This is a genomic window from Polyangium sp. y55x31, from assembly GCF_029946505.1.
Lineage (GTDB): Bacteria > Myxococcota_A > Polyangia > Polyangiales > Polyangiaceae > Polyangium.
The window spans coordinates 38,905-54,376 of sequence record NZ_JARZHG010000010.1 but is presented as its reverse complement, the minus strand read 5'-3'; the positions used below and the strand labels follow the sequence as shown (position 1 = coordinate 54,376).

Genomic DNA, 15,472 nt, shown 5'->3' with positions numbered 1-15,472 from the left:
GGGTACTAATCCGCCCGTACGATGGGCGTCGAAGAGCAAGTTCGGAATCTGGTGGTGGGTGCACTCACCGATCTGGCGGGGAGTGGGGTCCTGCCGTCGGAAGTTACGTCGGCAACGTTCTCCGTGGAGCGCCCGAAGCGCCCCGAGCACGGCGATCTGGCGACGAACGCGGCCCTCGCGATCCAGAAGGCGGCCAAGAAGCCGCCTCGGGAGATCGCGACGCTGCTCGCCGAGCGTCTCGGCAAAGAGCCCGACATCCGCGCGGTGGAGATCGCCGGGCCGGGCTTTCTGAACTTGCGCCTCGCGCCGGCGATCTACCAGCGCGTGCTCGGCGACGTGCTCGCCGCGGGGCCGGCCTTCGGGCGAGGGCCCGCGGGGCTCGGCGAGCGCGTGCTCGTCGAGTTCGTCAGCGCAAACCCGACGGGACCGCTGCTCATCTCGCACGGCCGCGGTGCGATCCTCGGCGACGCGGTGGCGACGCTCCTGGAGTCCGTGGGGCACCGCGTCACGCGCGAGTACTACATCAACGACTTCGGCAACCAGATCCGGCTGCTCGCGGCGAGCGTGCTCGCCGTGGCGCTCGGCCGCGAGCCGCCCGAGGGCGGCTACGGCAAGAACGACTACCTCGAGGATCTCGTCGCCTGGCTGCAAAAGACGAACCCCGAGCTCATCGCCGACGACAAGGTCGACGAGCTCGCGCGCGTGTGCGTGACGCGCATGCTCGACGGCGTGCCGGGCTCGAAGGCGCTGCCGGGCATCAAGAAGACGCTCGCGTCGCTGCGCATCCAGTTCGACGGCTGGTACTCCGAGGAGAGCCTGCACCGGTGGGGCCGCGTGGGCGCGGCGCTCGCGGAGCTCAATGCGCGCGGCTACCTCGAAGAGCGCGAAGGGGCGCTCTTCTTCAAGAGCACCGACGAGGGCGACGACAAGGATCGCGTCGTGAAGAAGCGCGACGGGTACTACACGTACTTCGCGAGCGACATCGCGTACCACGCGGACAAGATCAACCGCGGCTACGACCGGCTCGTGAACGTGCTCGGCGCCGATCACCACGGCTACACGGCGCGTGTGCGCGGCGCGCTCGCGGCGCTCGGCCTGCCGAAGGAGCGCTTCGAGGTGGTGCTCTACCAGCTCGTGAACCTGCTGCGCGACGGCAAGCCCTACAAGATGGGCAAGCGGCTCGGCAACCTCGTCACGATCGAAGAGGTCGTCGACGAGATCGACGAGGCCGCGCGGAGGAAGGGCGCCGGCGCCGACGCGCTCCGCTACTTCTACCTCGCGCGGCGGAGCGACACGACGATCGATCTCGACATCGAGCTCGCCAAGAAGGCCTCGATGGATAACCCCGTCTTCTACCTGCAGTACGGCTACGCGCGCCTCTGCTCGATCCTGCGCCGCGCCCAGGAGAAGTTTGGGCTCCAAGTACCGCGGCACGCGTCCGCGCTCGCGGCGCGCCTCGAGCACCCGGACGAGCTCGCGATCCTCGGTCGGCTCGGGCGCTTCCCGGCGGTCGTCTCGGAGGCCGCGGCGCTGCGCGAGCCGCACCGGATCCTGTTCTACCTGCAGGAGCTCTCGCAGGACTTCCAGAGCTACTTCACGCGGCTCAAGAAGGACGGCGACACGATCCTGCCGCTCGACGCGCAGATGGCGGAGGCGGGCTGGCAAGAGAAGTGGGATCGGCAAAAGAGCGAGGCGCGGCTGCTCTGGATCGAGTCGATCCGCACGGTGTACGCCGCGGGGCTCAAGCTCGCGGGCATCACCGCGCTCGAGCGCATGCACAAGCTCGAAGGCGAGGCCGCCGCGGCGGAGACTGAAGAGGAGGCCGAAGCGTCATGACCGTACGTTCGGACATCGGGGACGGCGGGGCCATCAAGAACCTGGAGGACATCCAGGAGGCCGATCCTGCTTCGCGCCCGTCGCGCGCCTCAGCGCTCGTGCTCGCCTCGCTCGGCGGCGCGTGCATCATGTTCGCGGCCGTCGCGCTGCTCCGCGCGCCCGTGAAGGAGAAGCCGACGAACGTCGATCCGCTCGGCGATCTCGTGGCGAAGGCGCACCCCGCGGGTGTGAAGGTGGACAAGAAGCCGGATCTCGCCGGCCACGAGATCACCTTCCCGGGCATGCTCTCCGACACGAAGAACACGACGGCGCTCGAAGCCGTGCGTTCGCCGCAAGCCGGAAAGCCGTCTCCCGAGCCCACGGCCGCGGAGCCGCTCCCGATGCCGCCGCCGGAGACGGTCGCGGACAGGCTTCCGCCGTCGCCGCTGCCGGCGCAGCACATCCTGCAAGCGCCGCCGGACTCGGCCTCGGGTCGCGACACGCTCACGCAGATGGCGAAGCACGTGGCGCGGGAAGACGGCGCCGAGGCCGCGGAGGCCGGCGGGCCGGGGCAGTACCAGCTCCAGGTGAGCTCGTTCAAGACGCAGCAAGAGGCCGACAAGTTCGCCGCCGCGCTGCGTCGACGTGGCCACCGCGCCTACGTCGAGCCCGCGATGGTGAAGGGCCGCGGCCTCTGGTACCGCGTGCGCATCGGCCCCTTCAAGTACAAGCACTCGGCCACGATCTACCGGCAGGATTTCGAGGCGAAGGAGCGGCTCGTCACGTTCATCGTCGAGCCGCCCAAGAAGGACGCGTCCGGCAAGCTCCCGGACGAGAGCGCCGCGCAGTAAAGGCTTACCGCCCGATCCCCCAGATCTCGCCCGTCGCCCAGGTCGCGTCGAACAGCGACAACGCGCCGTGCACGACCTCCGCGGGCGTACCGAAGCGGCCGAGGGGAGAGCGGGCGGCGAGCCGATGCAGGCGTGTCGGATCGGCGTCGGCCTCGGGGTCGGCGACGATGCCGATCGCGAGCAGGTTGACGCGCACCTGCGGCGCGAGCTCGACGGCGAGCGCGCGCAGGCCCGTTTGCAGCGCGCCCTTCGCGGTCAGGTACGCGACGTGGTTCGGGAAGGGCCGCGTGACGCCCGCGTCGACGAGCGCGACGACCGCGCCCTCGGTGCGCGTGAGCTCCTCGGAGAGCGCGTTCACGAGCAAGAGCGGCGCGACCGCGTGCACGGCGAGCGTGTTTTCGAGGTCCCCGCGCGAGAGCTTTTCGAGCGGCGTGTGCGGGAAGGGGCCGCAGGCGAGGATGACGCCGTCGAGCCGGCCGCCTTCGAGCACGCGGCTCGCGATGCGCTCGGGCGCGTCGGCATCGCGCAGATCGGCGCAGACGGTGGTGGGTCGGCTGCCGGGCTCGCGCGTGAGCTCGCCTGCGAGGGCGTCGAGGCGCTCCTGGCTGCGGGCCGTGATCGCGACGTGATCGCCGCGCTGCACGAGGGCCTTGGCGATGGCGACGCCGAGCCTGCCGGTGGCGCCGACGACGAGGATACGCTTCGGATCGTGGGGGATCGTCATCCCTGCTCCTGGTCTCGGTCTCTGTCTCTGGAAGGGGAAGCTTGGGCCTCGCTCGGGCGCGTTTCGTCGGCCATGGAGGCGGCGACGCGGAGCTCGCAGGAGAGCACGCCTTTCGTCCCGGCGATCTTGCCGGCGAGCGTGGAGAGGCTCTCTGCGTGACCGCGCAGCACCATCGTGTCGAGGTAGCGATCGCGATCGATCCGCACGTGCTGGCTCGCGACGACGAGATCGGCGCTGCCGGGCTCGGGCTCGGAGAGGCGCAGGACCTCGGCGCGCACGTGGGGCTTGTAGACGACGGAGAGCGTGGCGACGACGAGGGCGCCGCGGTCCCAGGCGGCGCGCGTGAGATCGGCGCGGACGAGATCGCGGATGGCTTCGGAGCGGTTCTCGTAGCCGAGCGCCGCGATGCGCCGATCGAACTCGGTGAGCAGCGCGCGGTCCATGGCCACGCCGAAGCGGACGAGGTCGCTCATCGTTCGAACACCGTATCAGCTCACTGCTTCTTCCGGTCGAGATGCCTGCGCGCGGCCTCTTGAATGGCCGCCGTCACGTTCTTGCTCTTGGCGAGCTGACGGACGTCCGCGTCGCGGAGCAGCGGGATCAGGCGCGTCGACATGGTGAGGGGCGTCTTCGGGTTCTCCACGAGGTTGCGCTTGATCGTGTAACTCTTCAGCCACTCGGCATTCGATCCGAGGATCCGCAGCACCTCTTCGGAGACGTTCCGGTTCTTCGTGATGAGGTTGACGTCGTCCTCCTGGAGCATGGGGCTCCGGGCGACGGCGCTCGCCACGAGGCGATTGCGGTCGCGCACGAGCAAAAGCCGCTCTTCCTTCGAGCCGAGCTGCGCGCGGCGCACTTTCTGGCTGATGCTCATGTCCGCGATGAGCTTGTAGAGCGGCTTGAACTTCGGCTTTACGGCCTCGGTGCCCTCGTCGCTCGCCTCGTGGGTGTCTTCGGGGGCGGGCGACGCGAGCGTGTCGGCGAGCGCGGCGGTCTCGGCGAAGAGGACGTCGTCGGGCGTGGGCTCGTCCGAGGCCTCGGGGATGAGCTCGCCTTCGAGCGCGGCCGCGGCCTCGCGGAAGGCGGGGATCCCGGAGAGCTCGAGGCCGTTTCTGCGCGCGAGGTCGACGATGCGATCGGCCGTGGACATGCGCGTCGCCCGGTTCATGTAGAGCAGCTCGATGAGCCGGGGGTGTGCGAGCAGGCGCGCCTCGTTCGTGGCCACGAGCTCGGTCACGGTCTCGGTCCCCGTCCGCGCGAGGTGCTCGATCGTCTCCAGATCGACGCGGGGCATCGTGACGAGCTTCTCGAGGACGTCCAGCTTGTCCGCCGAGGCCCTCGCGAGCGCATCGATCACGGCCGGGTGGAGGTCGCTTGCGAGCGCGCCGGCGACGAGCGGCGGGGGCAGGGCGGCGAGCGTCGTGCGGGCCGTCGCGGCGACCTCGGCGCGCTCGCTCTTCGCGAGGCTCACGACGACGGCGAGCGTGTCGGCCGGCTTCAGGCCCGGCGCGACGCCACGCGCGGCGAGCTCTTGCAGCTTCGGCGGCGCGTTCGGGTCGAGGAGCTTCTGGGCGGGGCCTGGCAGGGAGCCGATGTCGATCGGGGCAATCATGGTGGACCTGTGCTCTTCCGGCCGGCTTGCCATTGCTGGAGACCGTGCTCGGCACTATTCTCACCGACGTCGCGGTCCGTCGCGGCGAAAAGTTCGAGCCATGGGAAGCGGGCCTGCCGAAAGCGGGTTTCGCGTGACGTGGCAAGGCGTCCGTCCCGCCGGCTCGCGGGCGGAGAGCAGGGAGCTCGACATGGGGATCATGGATTTCGTCAAGGGTGGCGTGCGCGAGATGATGATTGCGCGCCCCGATAGGTTCAAAAACCTCATCGTCTACAAGCACCCGGATCAGAACATCCCGTTCTGGTCGCAGCTCACCGTCGACAGCGATGAGTGCGCGCTCTTCTTCAAGGACGGCAAGTACATGGGTTACCTGCCGCCGGGGCGTCACACGCTGCAGACGCAGAACATCCCGTTCCTGAACAACCTCATCAACAGCTTCACGGGCGGCGACGTCTTCATCGCGGAGATCTACTTCGTGAAGATGCAGCCGATCCGGAGCGTCCCGTTCGGCGGCCCGCTCGAGTCGATGGAGGATCCGATCCTCTACGAGTTCGTCACGCCGCGCATCTTCGGCGAGTTCTCGCTCGTCGTGACGGACCCGGTGCGGTTCGTCATCGGCTACCACGGCCAGGCGGCCGGCGCGCAGGACAACGACGTGATCCTGAACTGGATCAAGGGCCTGTTCTTCATGAGCGTGAAGACGGTCATCGGCCAGATGTGTGCGCAGCAGGGCAAGAGCCTGCTGAACCTCGGCGGCATGAGCATGGAGATCGCCGGGCGCATCCAGCAGAGCGCGCCGAACCTCGACGAGATCGGGGTCAAGATCCTGCAGATCGGCAACTTCAACATCAACTTCGCGGCTGACGATCAGAAGCGCCTCACGGAGGCGAACAAGGCGCGGGCCGAGGCGCGTCGCGGCGTCGGGATCGCGGCGGACACGGCGCGGGCGCAGCAGTTCCAGCTCGATCAGAAGTTCCAGCAGGACGCGCGGTACGTGCAGCACCTCGCGGGCTCGCCGGCGTGGAACAACTACGCGGCGGGGCAGGCGATGATGGGCGCCGGCGAGGGCATGGCCAAGGGCGGCGGGAACACGGGCGTCGCGCAGCTCGGCGCGCAGGCCGCGATCGGCATGGGCATGGCGCAGAACATGATGCAGCCGCACTTCCAGCAGCCGCAATACGCCCAGCAGCAGCCCCCGCAGCCGCAGCAGGCGCCGGGTGGAGGGCAGAGCGTGGAGGCGAGGCTCCAGAAGCTCGCTGCGCTGAAGCAGCAGGGCCTCATCAGCGACGAGGACTTCAACGCGCGCAAGGCGAAGATCCTCGAAGAGATCTGAGCGGTCGATCGGCCTCGACGAGAGGGCACGGGCGCCTCGCGGGATCCGCGGGCGCTCGTGCTTCGTACGTTTCGAGAAGGTTGCCCGACCCTCGGGCGCGTTGATACCGTGATGGCTCGTGGGCAGGGCGGCGGGGGCCTTCGGTTTGTCCCCGCGCGGGACACCATTTTGAGGACGCGGCCTGCCGGTTCCTCGGTTAGAGTTGTTCAGTGGCGCGAACCATCCGTATAGGGAACGACGCACAGGCGCCTTCGCCCGCCCCTCCTCGCGAGCCGAACGGAGCCGCCGTGGATGCATCGCCGGTGGCCGATGGGAAGCAAAAGCGAGCGCGCGCCCGGCGCTGCCCCGCTTGCGACAAGTGCTTCTCCGGCGAGGTGCGCTTCTGCCCGTACGACGGCGACGCGCTCATCGACGCGCCGGACTGGAACCCGAACGCCGATCCGCTCATCGGCCAGATCATCGACAGCCGTTACGAGGTCGTGTCGGTGCTCGGCGAGGGCGGGACGGGCTCGGTGTACGAGGTCCGGCACACGACGCTCGGGCGTAGGTTCGCGCTCAAGGTGCTGCGCGCCGACATCGCGCGCGACGCGCAGATCGTCACGAGGTTCATCCAGGAAGCAAAGGCGGCCGCGGCGATCGGGCATCCGAACATCGTCGCCGTGAGCGACTTCGGCGAGGTCGTGCCGGACAAGAGCGCGCCGCTCAGCTCGAAGGTCCCGTACTTCGTGATGGAGCTGCTCACGGGAAGCTCCCTCGCGAGCGTGCTGCGCAGCGAGCGGATCCTGCCGGCGGATCGCACGGCGGCGATCGGGCTCCAGTGCGCGCTCGGCCTCGCGTCGGCGCACGAGGCGGGCGTCATCCACCGCGATCTCAAGCCCGACAACGTCTTCCTCGTTCGCAGCGGCGATCGCGAGTTCGTAAAACTGCTCGATTTCGGCCTGGCGAAGATCGCGGGTACGAGCCGCGTCACGCGCCAGGGCATCATCTTCGGCACGCCGCACTACATGAGCCCCGAGCAAGCGATGGGGCAGCCGGTGGATCACCGCACCGACATCTACGCGCTCGGCGTGATCATGTACGAGTGCCTGACCGGCCGCGTGCCCTTCGAGGCCGACAGCTTCAAGGGCGTGCTCGATCAGCACATCCACGGCGCGGCCGTTCCCGTCGAGCAACGTGTCCCCGATCCCTCGCAGATCGGGCCGCTCGGCGAGATCATCAACCGTTGCCTCGCGAAAAACCCGGCCGAGCGGTTCGCCACGATGGCGGAGCTCGCGGCGGCGCTCGAAGAGGCGATGGGCCTCATCCCGCAGAGCGGCGATCTCATGTTCGGCGAGGAAGGCCAGGCGATCGGCCCGCCGCGCGCGGAAAAACGCGAGGCGCCTGCCGCGTCGGCCGCGCGTGGTCCGCTCGTCGTGGTGCTCGCCGCGGCCACGGTGATCGCGCTCGGCGTGGTCGCGTATCTCGCGATCCAGCCGCCGCCGACGCCGACGACGCAGGCGACGGCGACGGCCCCCACGACGCAGGCCACGCCGACGGCGACGGTTCCCGCGACGCCGACCACGCCGGCCGCGGTCGCGACGCCTGCGCCGACGCCCACGGCGACGACGCCGCCCGCGGTCACGACCGAGGAGCCGACGCCGCCGACGCCGACCGCGCAGGTCCCGCCGACGCCGACGGGCGCGCAGACGGCCGTGGTGCGTCCGTTTGGCACGACGACCGGCGGCACGTTGAAGAGCACGGGCTCGCCGCCCACCGCGACCGCGCCTGCGACCACGCCGACGGCGCCGCCGACCACGACGACGAAGAAGAAGTCGGGCGGTGGTGGAGACGTCGTGGATCCGTGGGGCTAGCGGGGAGCGCCGGCGTTCTCGAACACTTGCGAATGACGGGCCCGTGCTGCCGGGATGGCCCGACTTGACACCCGACGCGCGCCCTCGCCATCCTTCCTGGGCGGAAAACCCTCGTGGCAAAACAACAGCTCCTCCTGGTCGACGCTGACGCCCGCAGCCTGCGGGTGCTCGAAGTAAGCCTCAAAAAGGCCGGTTTCAGCGTCACGACGGCGCAAGACGGAGCGGATGCCCTCTCGAAGATCGAGCTCTCGCCGCCGGACCTGATCCTCACCGACACGCGCCTGCCGAACATGGACGGCTACGCGCTCGTGCGGCGGCTCAAGGAGAACCGCGATTGGGCCTCGATCCCGGTCGTCTTTCTCACGAGCCAGAAGTCGATCGAGGACAAGATCCGAGGCCTCGAGCTCGGCGTCGAAGACTACCTGACGAAGCCGATCTTCGTCCGCGAGCTCGTCGCGCGCGTAAATCTGCTCATCGCGCGGCGCACGCGTGAAGGCATCGCCACGAAGCAGCAGAACCAGACCGGCGGTCGCACGCGCTTCAGCGGCCTCGTGTCGGACATGGGCGTGGTCGACTTGCTGCAGACCTTCGAGGTCAGCCGCAAGAGCGGCATCGTGCACATCCGCTACGAGCGGCACGACGCGCACATCTACTTTCGCGAAGGCAAGGTCGTCGACGCGACGCTCGGGCGGCTCATGGGAGAGGAGGCGGTGTATCGCGCGCTCCTCTGGAACGAGGGTTCGTTCGAGGTCGAGTTCTGCAAGGTCGACAATGTCGACGTGATCGGCACCTCGACGCAGGGCCTCTTGATGGAAGGCATGCGGCGCGTCGACGAGTGGGGGCGGCTGCTCGAAGCGCTGCCGCCGCTGACGACGGTGTTCGAGGTGAACGCCGAGGAGCTCGTCGATCGGTTGAACGAGATCCCCGACGAGCTGAACGGGATCCTTCGGTTGTTCGACGGTCGTCGAGATCTGATGGCCGTCGTCGACGCGTCGCCGTTCGAGGATCTCTCGACGTTGTCGACGATCTCGAAGCTTTATTTCGAGGGTTTGCTCGTTCCGCGCATGGAACCCTCGGTACCGCCGGCGCCGCCGGAGGACGCGGTGGTGGGCGAGGGCGCGCACGACGAGGGCGCGCCGCAGACCGCGATGGCGCGTTCGCTGCTCGGCGCGACGTCGTCGCAACGCGCGGTCATCCCCGCCGAGCCGATCGCGCCGATGCCGGGGGATTTGCTCTTCGAGGATCCGGTCGTGCCGGCCGCGTCGTCGATGATGCTGTCGGCGACAGCGCCGGTGAGCTCGCGCGGGCGCGCGTGGGGCGGCGTGACGAGCCCGATTCGATCGATCGGGATCTCGCCCGCGCCGGAGAGTCGGCTGAATCCACCACGCGGGCCGGAGACGATCCGGCAAGGGACGCCGGGCGCGAGCACGGTCGCGGTCGCGTCCACGCGCGTGGTCGAGGAGGAGCGGCCGCCGCACACGCGTCGCGCAGGTGGCAAGGGTGCGCTCGCCGCGCCGGGTCGGCTCGCCGCGGACGAGGGCGAAGAGACCGCGCCGCCGACGACGGCGTCGGGCCGAGCGCCGGGCGCAGCGCCGCCGCCCGTGTCGGCGCCGGAGCCCGCGGCGGATGCAGCCGCGGAAGCCACGCCGGAAGAGGCGCCGCCCGAGCCGCTCAAGGCCGCGGAGACGACACAACCCACCGAGCGTGAGGCCGTGCGGCTGCCGGAGCCCGAGGCCGCGCCGCAGGCAGCGGAGGCGACGGAGGAGGCGGCCGAGGCGCCGGCGCAGGCAGAGGCGGCGGAGGAAGAGGCGCCGGCCGAGGCTGCGGAGGCGACGCAGGAAGAGGCGCCTGCCGCGGAGGAAGCAGCGGCCGCAGAGGAGTCGACGGACGCGGCGGAAGCGGCTCCGACCGAGGAGAACACGAGCGACGAGGGCGCGGCGCCTCCTGCCGAGGAGGCGTACGCGGAAGGGTCGGACGAGCCGCTGGAGGATGCGGCCAGCGCGGAGATGGCGCGCATGAGCGAGCCGCCTCCGTCGAGTGATGTGCTCCCGATCGGCCCGTCGCCCGAGCAACGCGCGCGTCAGGCGCGGATGATGAAGATCGTCGGCGGGGTGCTCGCCGTGCTCGCCGCGCTCGTGCTCATCGGCATCGTCAAGCAGCAGTTGTCGGGACGAACCGAGACGAAGGGCACGAACACGCCGGCACTGCCGACGGCACCGGCGCCCGCGCCGACGCCGACGACCACGCCGAACGTGGTCGCGCCCGCGGCCACGACGCAAGCGCCCGCGCCCGCGCCGACGCCGACGACCACGCCGACGGCAGAGCCCACGACCACGCCGACGGCCGAGCCCACGGCGGTCCCGTCGTCCGCGCCGACCTCGCAGCCGGCGTCGACGGGCAAATCGTCGGGCGGCGATGCGCCTGCATCGGAGCCTGCGCCCGCGCCCACGCCCGCCGATGACTCGGGCCCGCTGCCGGTGCGGATCCAGAAGGCGATGGAGTCCGGCAACATGGGCAAGGCGCGGCAGCTCGCGAAGCAGTACACGCAGCAATCGCCGGGCAGCGCCGAGGCCTGGTACCTGCTCGGCGCGGCGGGCGGCGGCGCGTCCGCGTTCCGCAAGTGTGCCGAGATCGCCGGCCCCGAGTCGGCGCGCGGCGCCGAGTGCCGCGCGCTCGCCGGGATGTGATCACGCGCCGTTCTTCGGCGCGCGGTCGATCCGCGGATCGAGGAGCGGCGCGAGCAGATCGACGAGCAAGGTCGAGAGCACGACGGCCGTCGAGGCCACGAGCACCGTCGCGACGATGACGGGCCCGTCGCGATTCAGGAGCGACTCGACGGCCATCTGCCCCATGCCGGGCCATCGGAAGAGCCGCTCGGTCACGACGGCGCCGCCCACGAGCGCGCCGAGATCGAGCGCGGCGAGCGTGGTGATCGGGACGAGCGTCGTGCGCAGGCCATGCACGACGAGAGCTCGCGCGCGAGACGCGCCCTTCGCGAGTGCCGTGCGCACGTGGTCCTCGGCGAGCGCGGTGCCGAGCTCGGCGCGGACGAGGCGCGCATAGAGCGCGCTCCCGTAGATGCCGAGCGTGAGCGCCGGCAGCACGAGCGAAAGAAGATGCTCGCCGGGGGTTTTTCCGGGCCCGTCGTAGGGGAGCAGGCCCAGGCGATGCGCGAGCACGTACTGGAGCGCGAGCCCGGTGAGGAACGTGGGCGCGCTGATGCCGAGGAGCGAGAGGCCCGCGCCGAGCTCGTCCCATCGGCTGCCGCGGCGCGCGGCCGTGCTGATGCCGAGGCCGAGGCCGAGCGTGAGCTGCACGAGGAGCGCGGCGAGCGCGAGCTCGAGGGATCGCGGGAGTTTCGTGGCCACGAGATCCACGACGGGCCTTCGGTAATGAAAGCTGTGCCCGAGGTCGATGTGCACGGGCCCGATCGCCGCGCAGCTCCGGTGCTCGGGTTCCTTGCGTGCTTCGGTGGTGGAGCCCGTACCGGTGTGCACGAGCCTTCGCATGAAGCGCACGTACTGCACGCGGAGCGAGCCGCCGTGTCCGTAGAGCTCGCGCGCGCGCGCGACGTCGGCGGCCGAGGCTTGCGGGCCGACGAGCATGCGCACCGGATCGCCCGGGAGCACGTGGACCAGGACGAACGACACCATCGTCACGCCGTAGACGACCACGAGCGCCCAGCCGACGCGGCGCGCCATCCGCGCGAGGCTCATCGCCACGGCGAACCTCGTCGTGAACCGAAGGGGAGCAAGAGCGACGCGGGGCCGAGCTTCGATTGCGTGTGCGCTTCGGCGAGCGCGATCGTGTCGATCCAGGTGTCGCGGAAGCGCTGCGGGACGATGGGGTGCGGCACGTAGCCGCGGACGTAGGGCTGCCAGAGCTCGAAGACACGCGGCGCGTACGTCGGCGCCCACGGAGCCTCGTCGCGCACGATCTCCTCGGCGCGCACGAAGAGGCGGCGTCGCGCTTCGGGATCACGCTCGCTCGACGCGGCGTCGAGGATGCGGTCGAGCTCCTCGTGCGCGAAGAAGGCGTAGTTCTGCGAGTGCTCGTCGCTGATCGCGCGCGACGAGAGCGTGGGCTCGAAGAAGTTACTGGGATCGGGGAAGTCGGCCTTCCAGCCGGCCCAGCCCATGGGCGTCGTGCGTCTGCGCGAGGCCTCCGCGAGGTATGTCGCGTAACTCGTGAGCCGCAGTCGGATGCGTAGGCCGATTCGCGCGAGCTGCTGCGCGAAGATCTCGGCGGCCTGTTGCTCGAAGGTGTCGGCGGGCGCGAGGTAGTCGATGGGGTGCGGGTAGCCGCCGCGGCCCGTCGCCGGATCGAAGGCGTAGCCGGCGCGTCGCATCTCTTCGAGCGCTGCGGCGAGATCGTGGCGGCGCATGGGCGGGATGCCTTCGGCCCCCGGGATGCCTTCGGGCAGCACGCGCGAGGTCTCGCGCGCTTCGCTGCGGACCTTCTCGAGCACGCTCGGATCGATCGCGAGCGCCACCGCGCGACGGACGGCGCGCACGTCGAAAGGTGGGAGCTCGGTGTTCATGAAGATCGCGTTCGTCGCGCGGGAAGGCGAGAACGCGTGCTGCCCGGACCACGCGGGGCTCGCGCGGTAGAGGGCGGCGTCCTGGCTGCCGAGGTCACGCGTGTAGTCGAGCGCGCCGCGTTCGAACTTGTAGCGCTGCGACGTGGAGCGCTCGCTCAGGTGCCACTCGATCGCGTCGAGGTACGGTTTGCCGGGTTCGAAGTAGGCCGCGTGCCGCGCGAGTCGGATCGGCCCTTCGGGCTCCCACGACGCGACGCGAAAGGGACCGGCGCCGCAAGGCGTCGGCGGACGAGCGGGATCGACGGTCGTGCCGGACGACGGGCACACGGGCGCGGCGAACGCGAGCGTGAGGAGCGGGAGGAACGTCGGGTCGGGGCGCTCGAGCGTGATCTCCACGGTGAGGTCGCCCGTGGCGCGCACGCCTTCGAGGTGCGGCGTTTTCCCCGCATGAAAGGCGGAGAAGCCGAGGATGGACGCGTAGTGGCTCGCGGCCGGGCAGGGCGTGCGCGGATGGAGCGTGCGTTCGAGGGAGCGCACGACGTCGGCGGCGCGGAGAAGCGCGCCGTCGTGGAAGACGACGCCGTCACGAAGGAAAAACGTGTACGTGCGGCCGTCGGCCGCGACCTGGAGGTCGCGCGCGAGCTCGGGGACGATGCGGCCGTCTTCGGCGAAGGTCACGAGGCGCGCGAAGACGAGGTCGGAGAGCGCTGTCGCGGCCTCGTCGTACGCGAGCGCGGGATCGAGCGTGCGTACGTTGACGATGGTGGCGACGCGAAGCGTGCCGCCGCGCATGGGCGAGCGCTCGGGCGGATGCGCGGCGATCGGCGGCGCGACGGGCGCGGGGCGGAGGACGGCGACGAGGAGGAGCGCGGCCGCGACGAGGAGGAGATCGGCTTGCAGGCGCGCCTTCGGAGGGGTTTGTCCGGAGGGGGCTTCTAACGCATCGCGTAGTCCCTCGCCGACGCGGCCGAAGGCGAGCACGGAGAGGAGGATGGCGATCGCGGGCGCAGCGACGAGGCCGAGGCGCGTGCCGACGAAAGGCTCGGCCTCGTGCAGCATGCGGCCCCAGGTGGCCTCGGGTGGAGGCACGCCGAGCGAGAGGTAGCCGAGCACGGCCTCGGCGAGCATCATCTGTCCGACGCTCGTGGTGGCGAGCACGGCGATGGAGCTCGCGGCGTTCGGAAGGACGTGGCGTAAGACGATACGCACATGCCCCGCGCCGAGCGCGCGCGCGGCCGTGACGAACGAGAGCGCGCGGATCTGCATCGTCTTCGCGCGGAGCACGCGCGCGAACCCGCCCCAGCCGGAGACGCCGAGCACGCAGAGCACGGTGAGCGTGTCGGATCGACCGACGAACGCGCCGATCGCCGTGACCGTGAGCAGGAACGGGAGCGCGAGCAGGACGTCGACGATCCGCATGAGCGTGACGTCGATCGCCGCAGCGCGCGTGTCTGCGGCATACCCCGCCGTCACGCCGACGGTCGTGCCGACGAGCGTGGCGATCAGCGTGGCGAGGGTCGCGATGCCGAGCGAGAGCCTCCCGCCGTGCGCGAGGCGCGCCAGCACGTCGCGGTAGAGCGCGTCGGTGCCGAAGAGGTGCGCCCGCGAGGGGCCGGGCGGCGCGCCGAGCGCGTCACGCACGAGGGAGAAGTCACTCGTGTTGGGATCGTGCGGGATGAGGAGGGGACCGAGGAGGGAAAAACCGACGAGGCCGAGCACGAGGAAAAACCCCGTACGTTGCGCGGGGTTCTTGGTGAAGGTCCGCGCGGCCTCGCGGAGGTTCACCGTTTGCCCTCCAAGAATTGCGCGGCGAGGTCGGCGAACTCGCGCGGGCGCTCCTCGTGCGGGGCGTGCGCGGCGTCGAGGATCGCGAGCTTCGACTGCGGCAGCTCGCGCGCGAGGCGTTGCGCGGAGGCCGCCGGGAAGATGCGATCGTCGCGGCCCCACACGACGAGCGTGGGCGTCGTGATGCGCGTGATGCGCGCGACGACCGGGCGCGTGTCGACGATGGAGCGCAGCACTGCGTACGCGCTTTCGCGCGCGGAGGGGCCGTTGAAGAAGTCGTAGTGCTGATCGATGCGCTCGTGCGGCAGCGCCACACCGGGGCGGAAGAACTCTTCGCGGAAGTAGGAGCGGAACGCCCTGCGGCCGTAGAGCTGCTTGAAGATCGCGCCGCCGATCACGGGCAGGAACGGCAAGCGGCCGCGGAAGCTCATCGGGAACGGGTAACAGAGCGCGTCTTCCACGACGAGCCGCGTCACGAGCTCGGGATGCTCGGCCGCGAGCGTGAGCGCGACGGCCGCGCCCATCGCGTGGCCGATGACGGACGCGCGGCCGACGCCGAAGGCCGCGATGAGATCGGCCATCGACTCGGCGAAGGCCTCGATGCCGTACGGATATCGCGTCGGGCTCGGCTTCTCGCTCTCGCCGAACCCAGGCAGATCGGGCGCGATGACGTGAAAGCGCGGCGCGAGCGCGTCGATGATGTCGTCGAAAGAGCGGTGGCTCACGAGGAAGCCGTGCACGAGCAAGAGCGCGGGCCCCGCGCCCGCTTCGAGGACACGCATGCGGACGCCGCGGGCGTTCACGTCCCGCAAAACCCGCGCGGGGGGGTCGGGGTTCTTGTCGGCCATGGGAAGGAGCAAGCCTATCAGTCGTGCGGAAAGGGGCAGGCTGTGTAGGGAGATGCACCAATTGACGGCGCAGGGGGGGATCCTCAGATGCACAAAACCGTCAAGAAAAAACGA

The 15,472-nt window shown here is 70.4% G+C and carries 11 protein-coding genes; 5 read left to right on the top strand and 6 right to left on the bottom strand.

Features of this window, described 5'->3' with window-relative positions:
* Positions 1 to 21: 21 nt before the first annotated feature.
* The gene (argS, locus tag QHF84_RS19395) at positions 22 to 1,836 is read left to right on the top strand and encodes an arginine--tRNA ligase (protein ID WP_281314818.1); all 1,815 of its coding nucleotides are present in this window, start codon (positions 22 to 24) and stop codon (positions 1,834 to 1,836) included.
* Positions 1,833 to 2,666 (top strand): SPOR domain-containing protein, encoded by an 834-nt coding sequence (locus QHF84_RS19390; protein WP_281314817.1) that lies wholly within the window; start codon positions 1,833 to 1,835, stop codon positions 2,664 to 2,666. The genes argS and QHF84_RS19390 overlap by 4 nt, the downstream gene beginning before the upstream one ends.
* A 4-nt stretch (positions 2,667 to 2,670) precedes the next feature.
* Here the strand turns inward: QHF84_RS19390 and QHF84_RS19385 are convergent, their stop codons facing one another.
* From QHF84_RS19385 to QHF84_RS19375, 3 genes are read right to left on the bottom strand one after another with little or no spacing between them, the layout of a single operon-like run.
* Complete coding sequence (locus QHF84_RS19385; protein WP_281314816.1) at positions 2,671 to 3,390, bottom strand: SDR family oxidoreductase; 720 nt, start codon at positions 3,388 to 3,390, stop codon at positions 2,671 to 2,673.
* Entirely contained in the window at positions 3,387 to 3,863 is a 477-nt protein-coding gene (gene nikR, locus QHF84_RS19380; RefSeq protein WP_281314815.1) for a nickel-responsive transcriptional regulator NikR, read from the bottom strand. Before nikR ends, QHF84_RS19385 begins: the two co-directional genes overlap by 4 nt.
* A gap of 20 nt (positions 3,864 to 3,883) precedes the next feature.
* The gene (locus tag QHF84_RS19375; RefSeq protein ID WP_281314814.1) at positions 3,884 to 5,002 is read right to left on the bottom strand and encodes a hypothetical protein; all 1,119 of its coding nucleotides are present in this window, start codon (positions 5,000 to 5,002) and stop codon (positions 3,884 to 3,886) included.
* Positions 5,003 to 5,102: 100 nt separating this feature from the next.
* On the opposite strand from QHF84_RS19375, the gene QHF84_RS19370 reads away from it, so the two are divergent.
* The 3 genes from QHF84_RS19370 (at position 5,103) to QHF84_RS19360 (ending at position 10,872) form a co-directional block, all read left to right on the top strand.
* Positions 5,103 to 6,335, top strand: coding sequence for an SPFH domain-containing protein (locus QHF84_RS19370; protein ID WP_281314813.1), 1,233 nt, complete (start codon positions 5,103 to 5,105; stop codon positions 6,333 to 6,335).
* A gap of 287 nt (positions 6,336 to 6,622) precedes the next feature.
* Positions 6,623 to 8,185 (top strand): serine/threonine-protein kinase, encoded by a 1,563-nt coding sequence (locus QHF84_RS19365; protein ID WP_281314812.1) that lies wholly within the window; start codon positions 6,623 to 6,625, stop codon positions 8,183 to 8,185.
* A gap of 113 nt (positions 8,186 to 8,298) precedes the next feature.
* Complete coding sequence (locus QHF84_RS19360; protein WP_281314811.1) at positions 8,299 to 10,872, top strand: response regulator; 2,574 nt, start codon at positions 8,299 to 8,301, stop codon at positions 10,870 to 10,872.
* On the opposite strand, the gene QHF84_RS19355 is transcribed toward QHF84_RS19360, so the two are convergent.
* Genes QHF84_RS19355 through QHF84_RS19345 form a run of 3 tightly spaced genes read right to left on the bottom strand, consistent with a single transcriptional unit; the run spans position 10,873 to position 15,358 of the window.
* A complete protein-coding gene (locus QHF84_RS19355; RefSeq protein WP_281315014.1) occupies positions 10,873 to 11,901 on the bottom strand; it encodes an ABC transporter permease in 1,029 nt (342 codons plus the stop codon). It abuts the gene before it with no gap.
* On the bottom strand, positions 11,898 to 14,510 hold the full coding sequence (locus QHF84_RS19350) for an ABC transporter substrate-binding protein (protein ID WP_281314810.1): 2,613 nt from the start codon (positions 14,508 to 14,510) through the stop codon (positions 11,898 to 11,900). The genes QHF84_RS19355 and QHF84_RS19350 overlap by 4 nt, the downstream gene beginning before the upstream one ends.
* Complete coding sequence (locus QHF84_RS19345; protein WP_281314809.1) at positions 14,507 to 15,358, bottom strand: alpha/beta hydrolase; 852 nt, start codon at positions 15,356 to 15,358, stop codon at positions 14,507 to 14,509. Before QHF84_RS19345 ends, QHF84_RS19350 begins: the two co-directional genes overlap by 4 nt.
* Positions 15,359 to 15,472: the final 114 nt, after the last annotated feature.

Bases quoted from the DNA above. Each gene is read 5' to 3' on its own strand.
- argS (WP_281314818.1), top strand. From the start codon at position 22: ATGGGCGTCGAAGAGCAAGTTCGGAATCTGGTGGTGGGTGCACTCACC.
- QHF84_RS19390 (WP_281314817.1), top strand. From the start codon at position 1,833: ATGACCGTACGTTCGGACATCGGGGACGGCGGGGCCATCAAGAACCTG.
- QHF84_RS19385 (WP_281314816.1), bottom strand. From the start codon at position 3,390: ATGACGATCCCCCACGATCCGAAGCGTATCCTCGTCGTCGGCGCCACC.
- nikR (WP_281314815.1), bottom strand. From the start codon at position 3,863: ATGAGCGACCTCGTCCGCTTCGGCGTGGCCATGGACCGCGCGCTGCTC.
- QHF84_RS19375 (WP_281314814.1), bottom strand. From the start codon at position 5,002: ATGATTGCCCCGATCGACATCGGCTCCCTGCCAGGCCCCGCCCAGAAG.
- QHF84_RS19370 (WP_281314813.1), top strand. From the start codon at position 5,103: ATGGGAAGCGGGCCTGCCGAAAGCGGGTTTCGCGTGACGTGGCAAGGC.
- QHF84_RS19355 (WP_281315014.1), bottom strand. From the start codon at position 11,901: ATGAGCCTCGCGCGGATGGCGCGCCGCGTCGGCTGGGCGCTCGTGGTC.
- QHF84_RS19345 (WP_281314809.1), bottom strand. From the start codon at position 15,358: ATGGCCGACAAGAACCCCGACCCCCCCGCGCGGGTTTTGCGGGACGTG.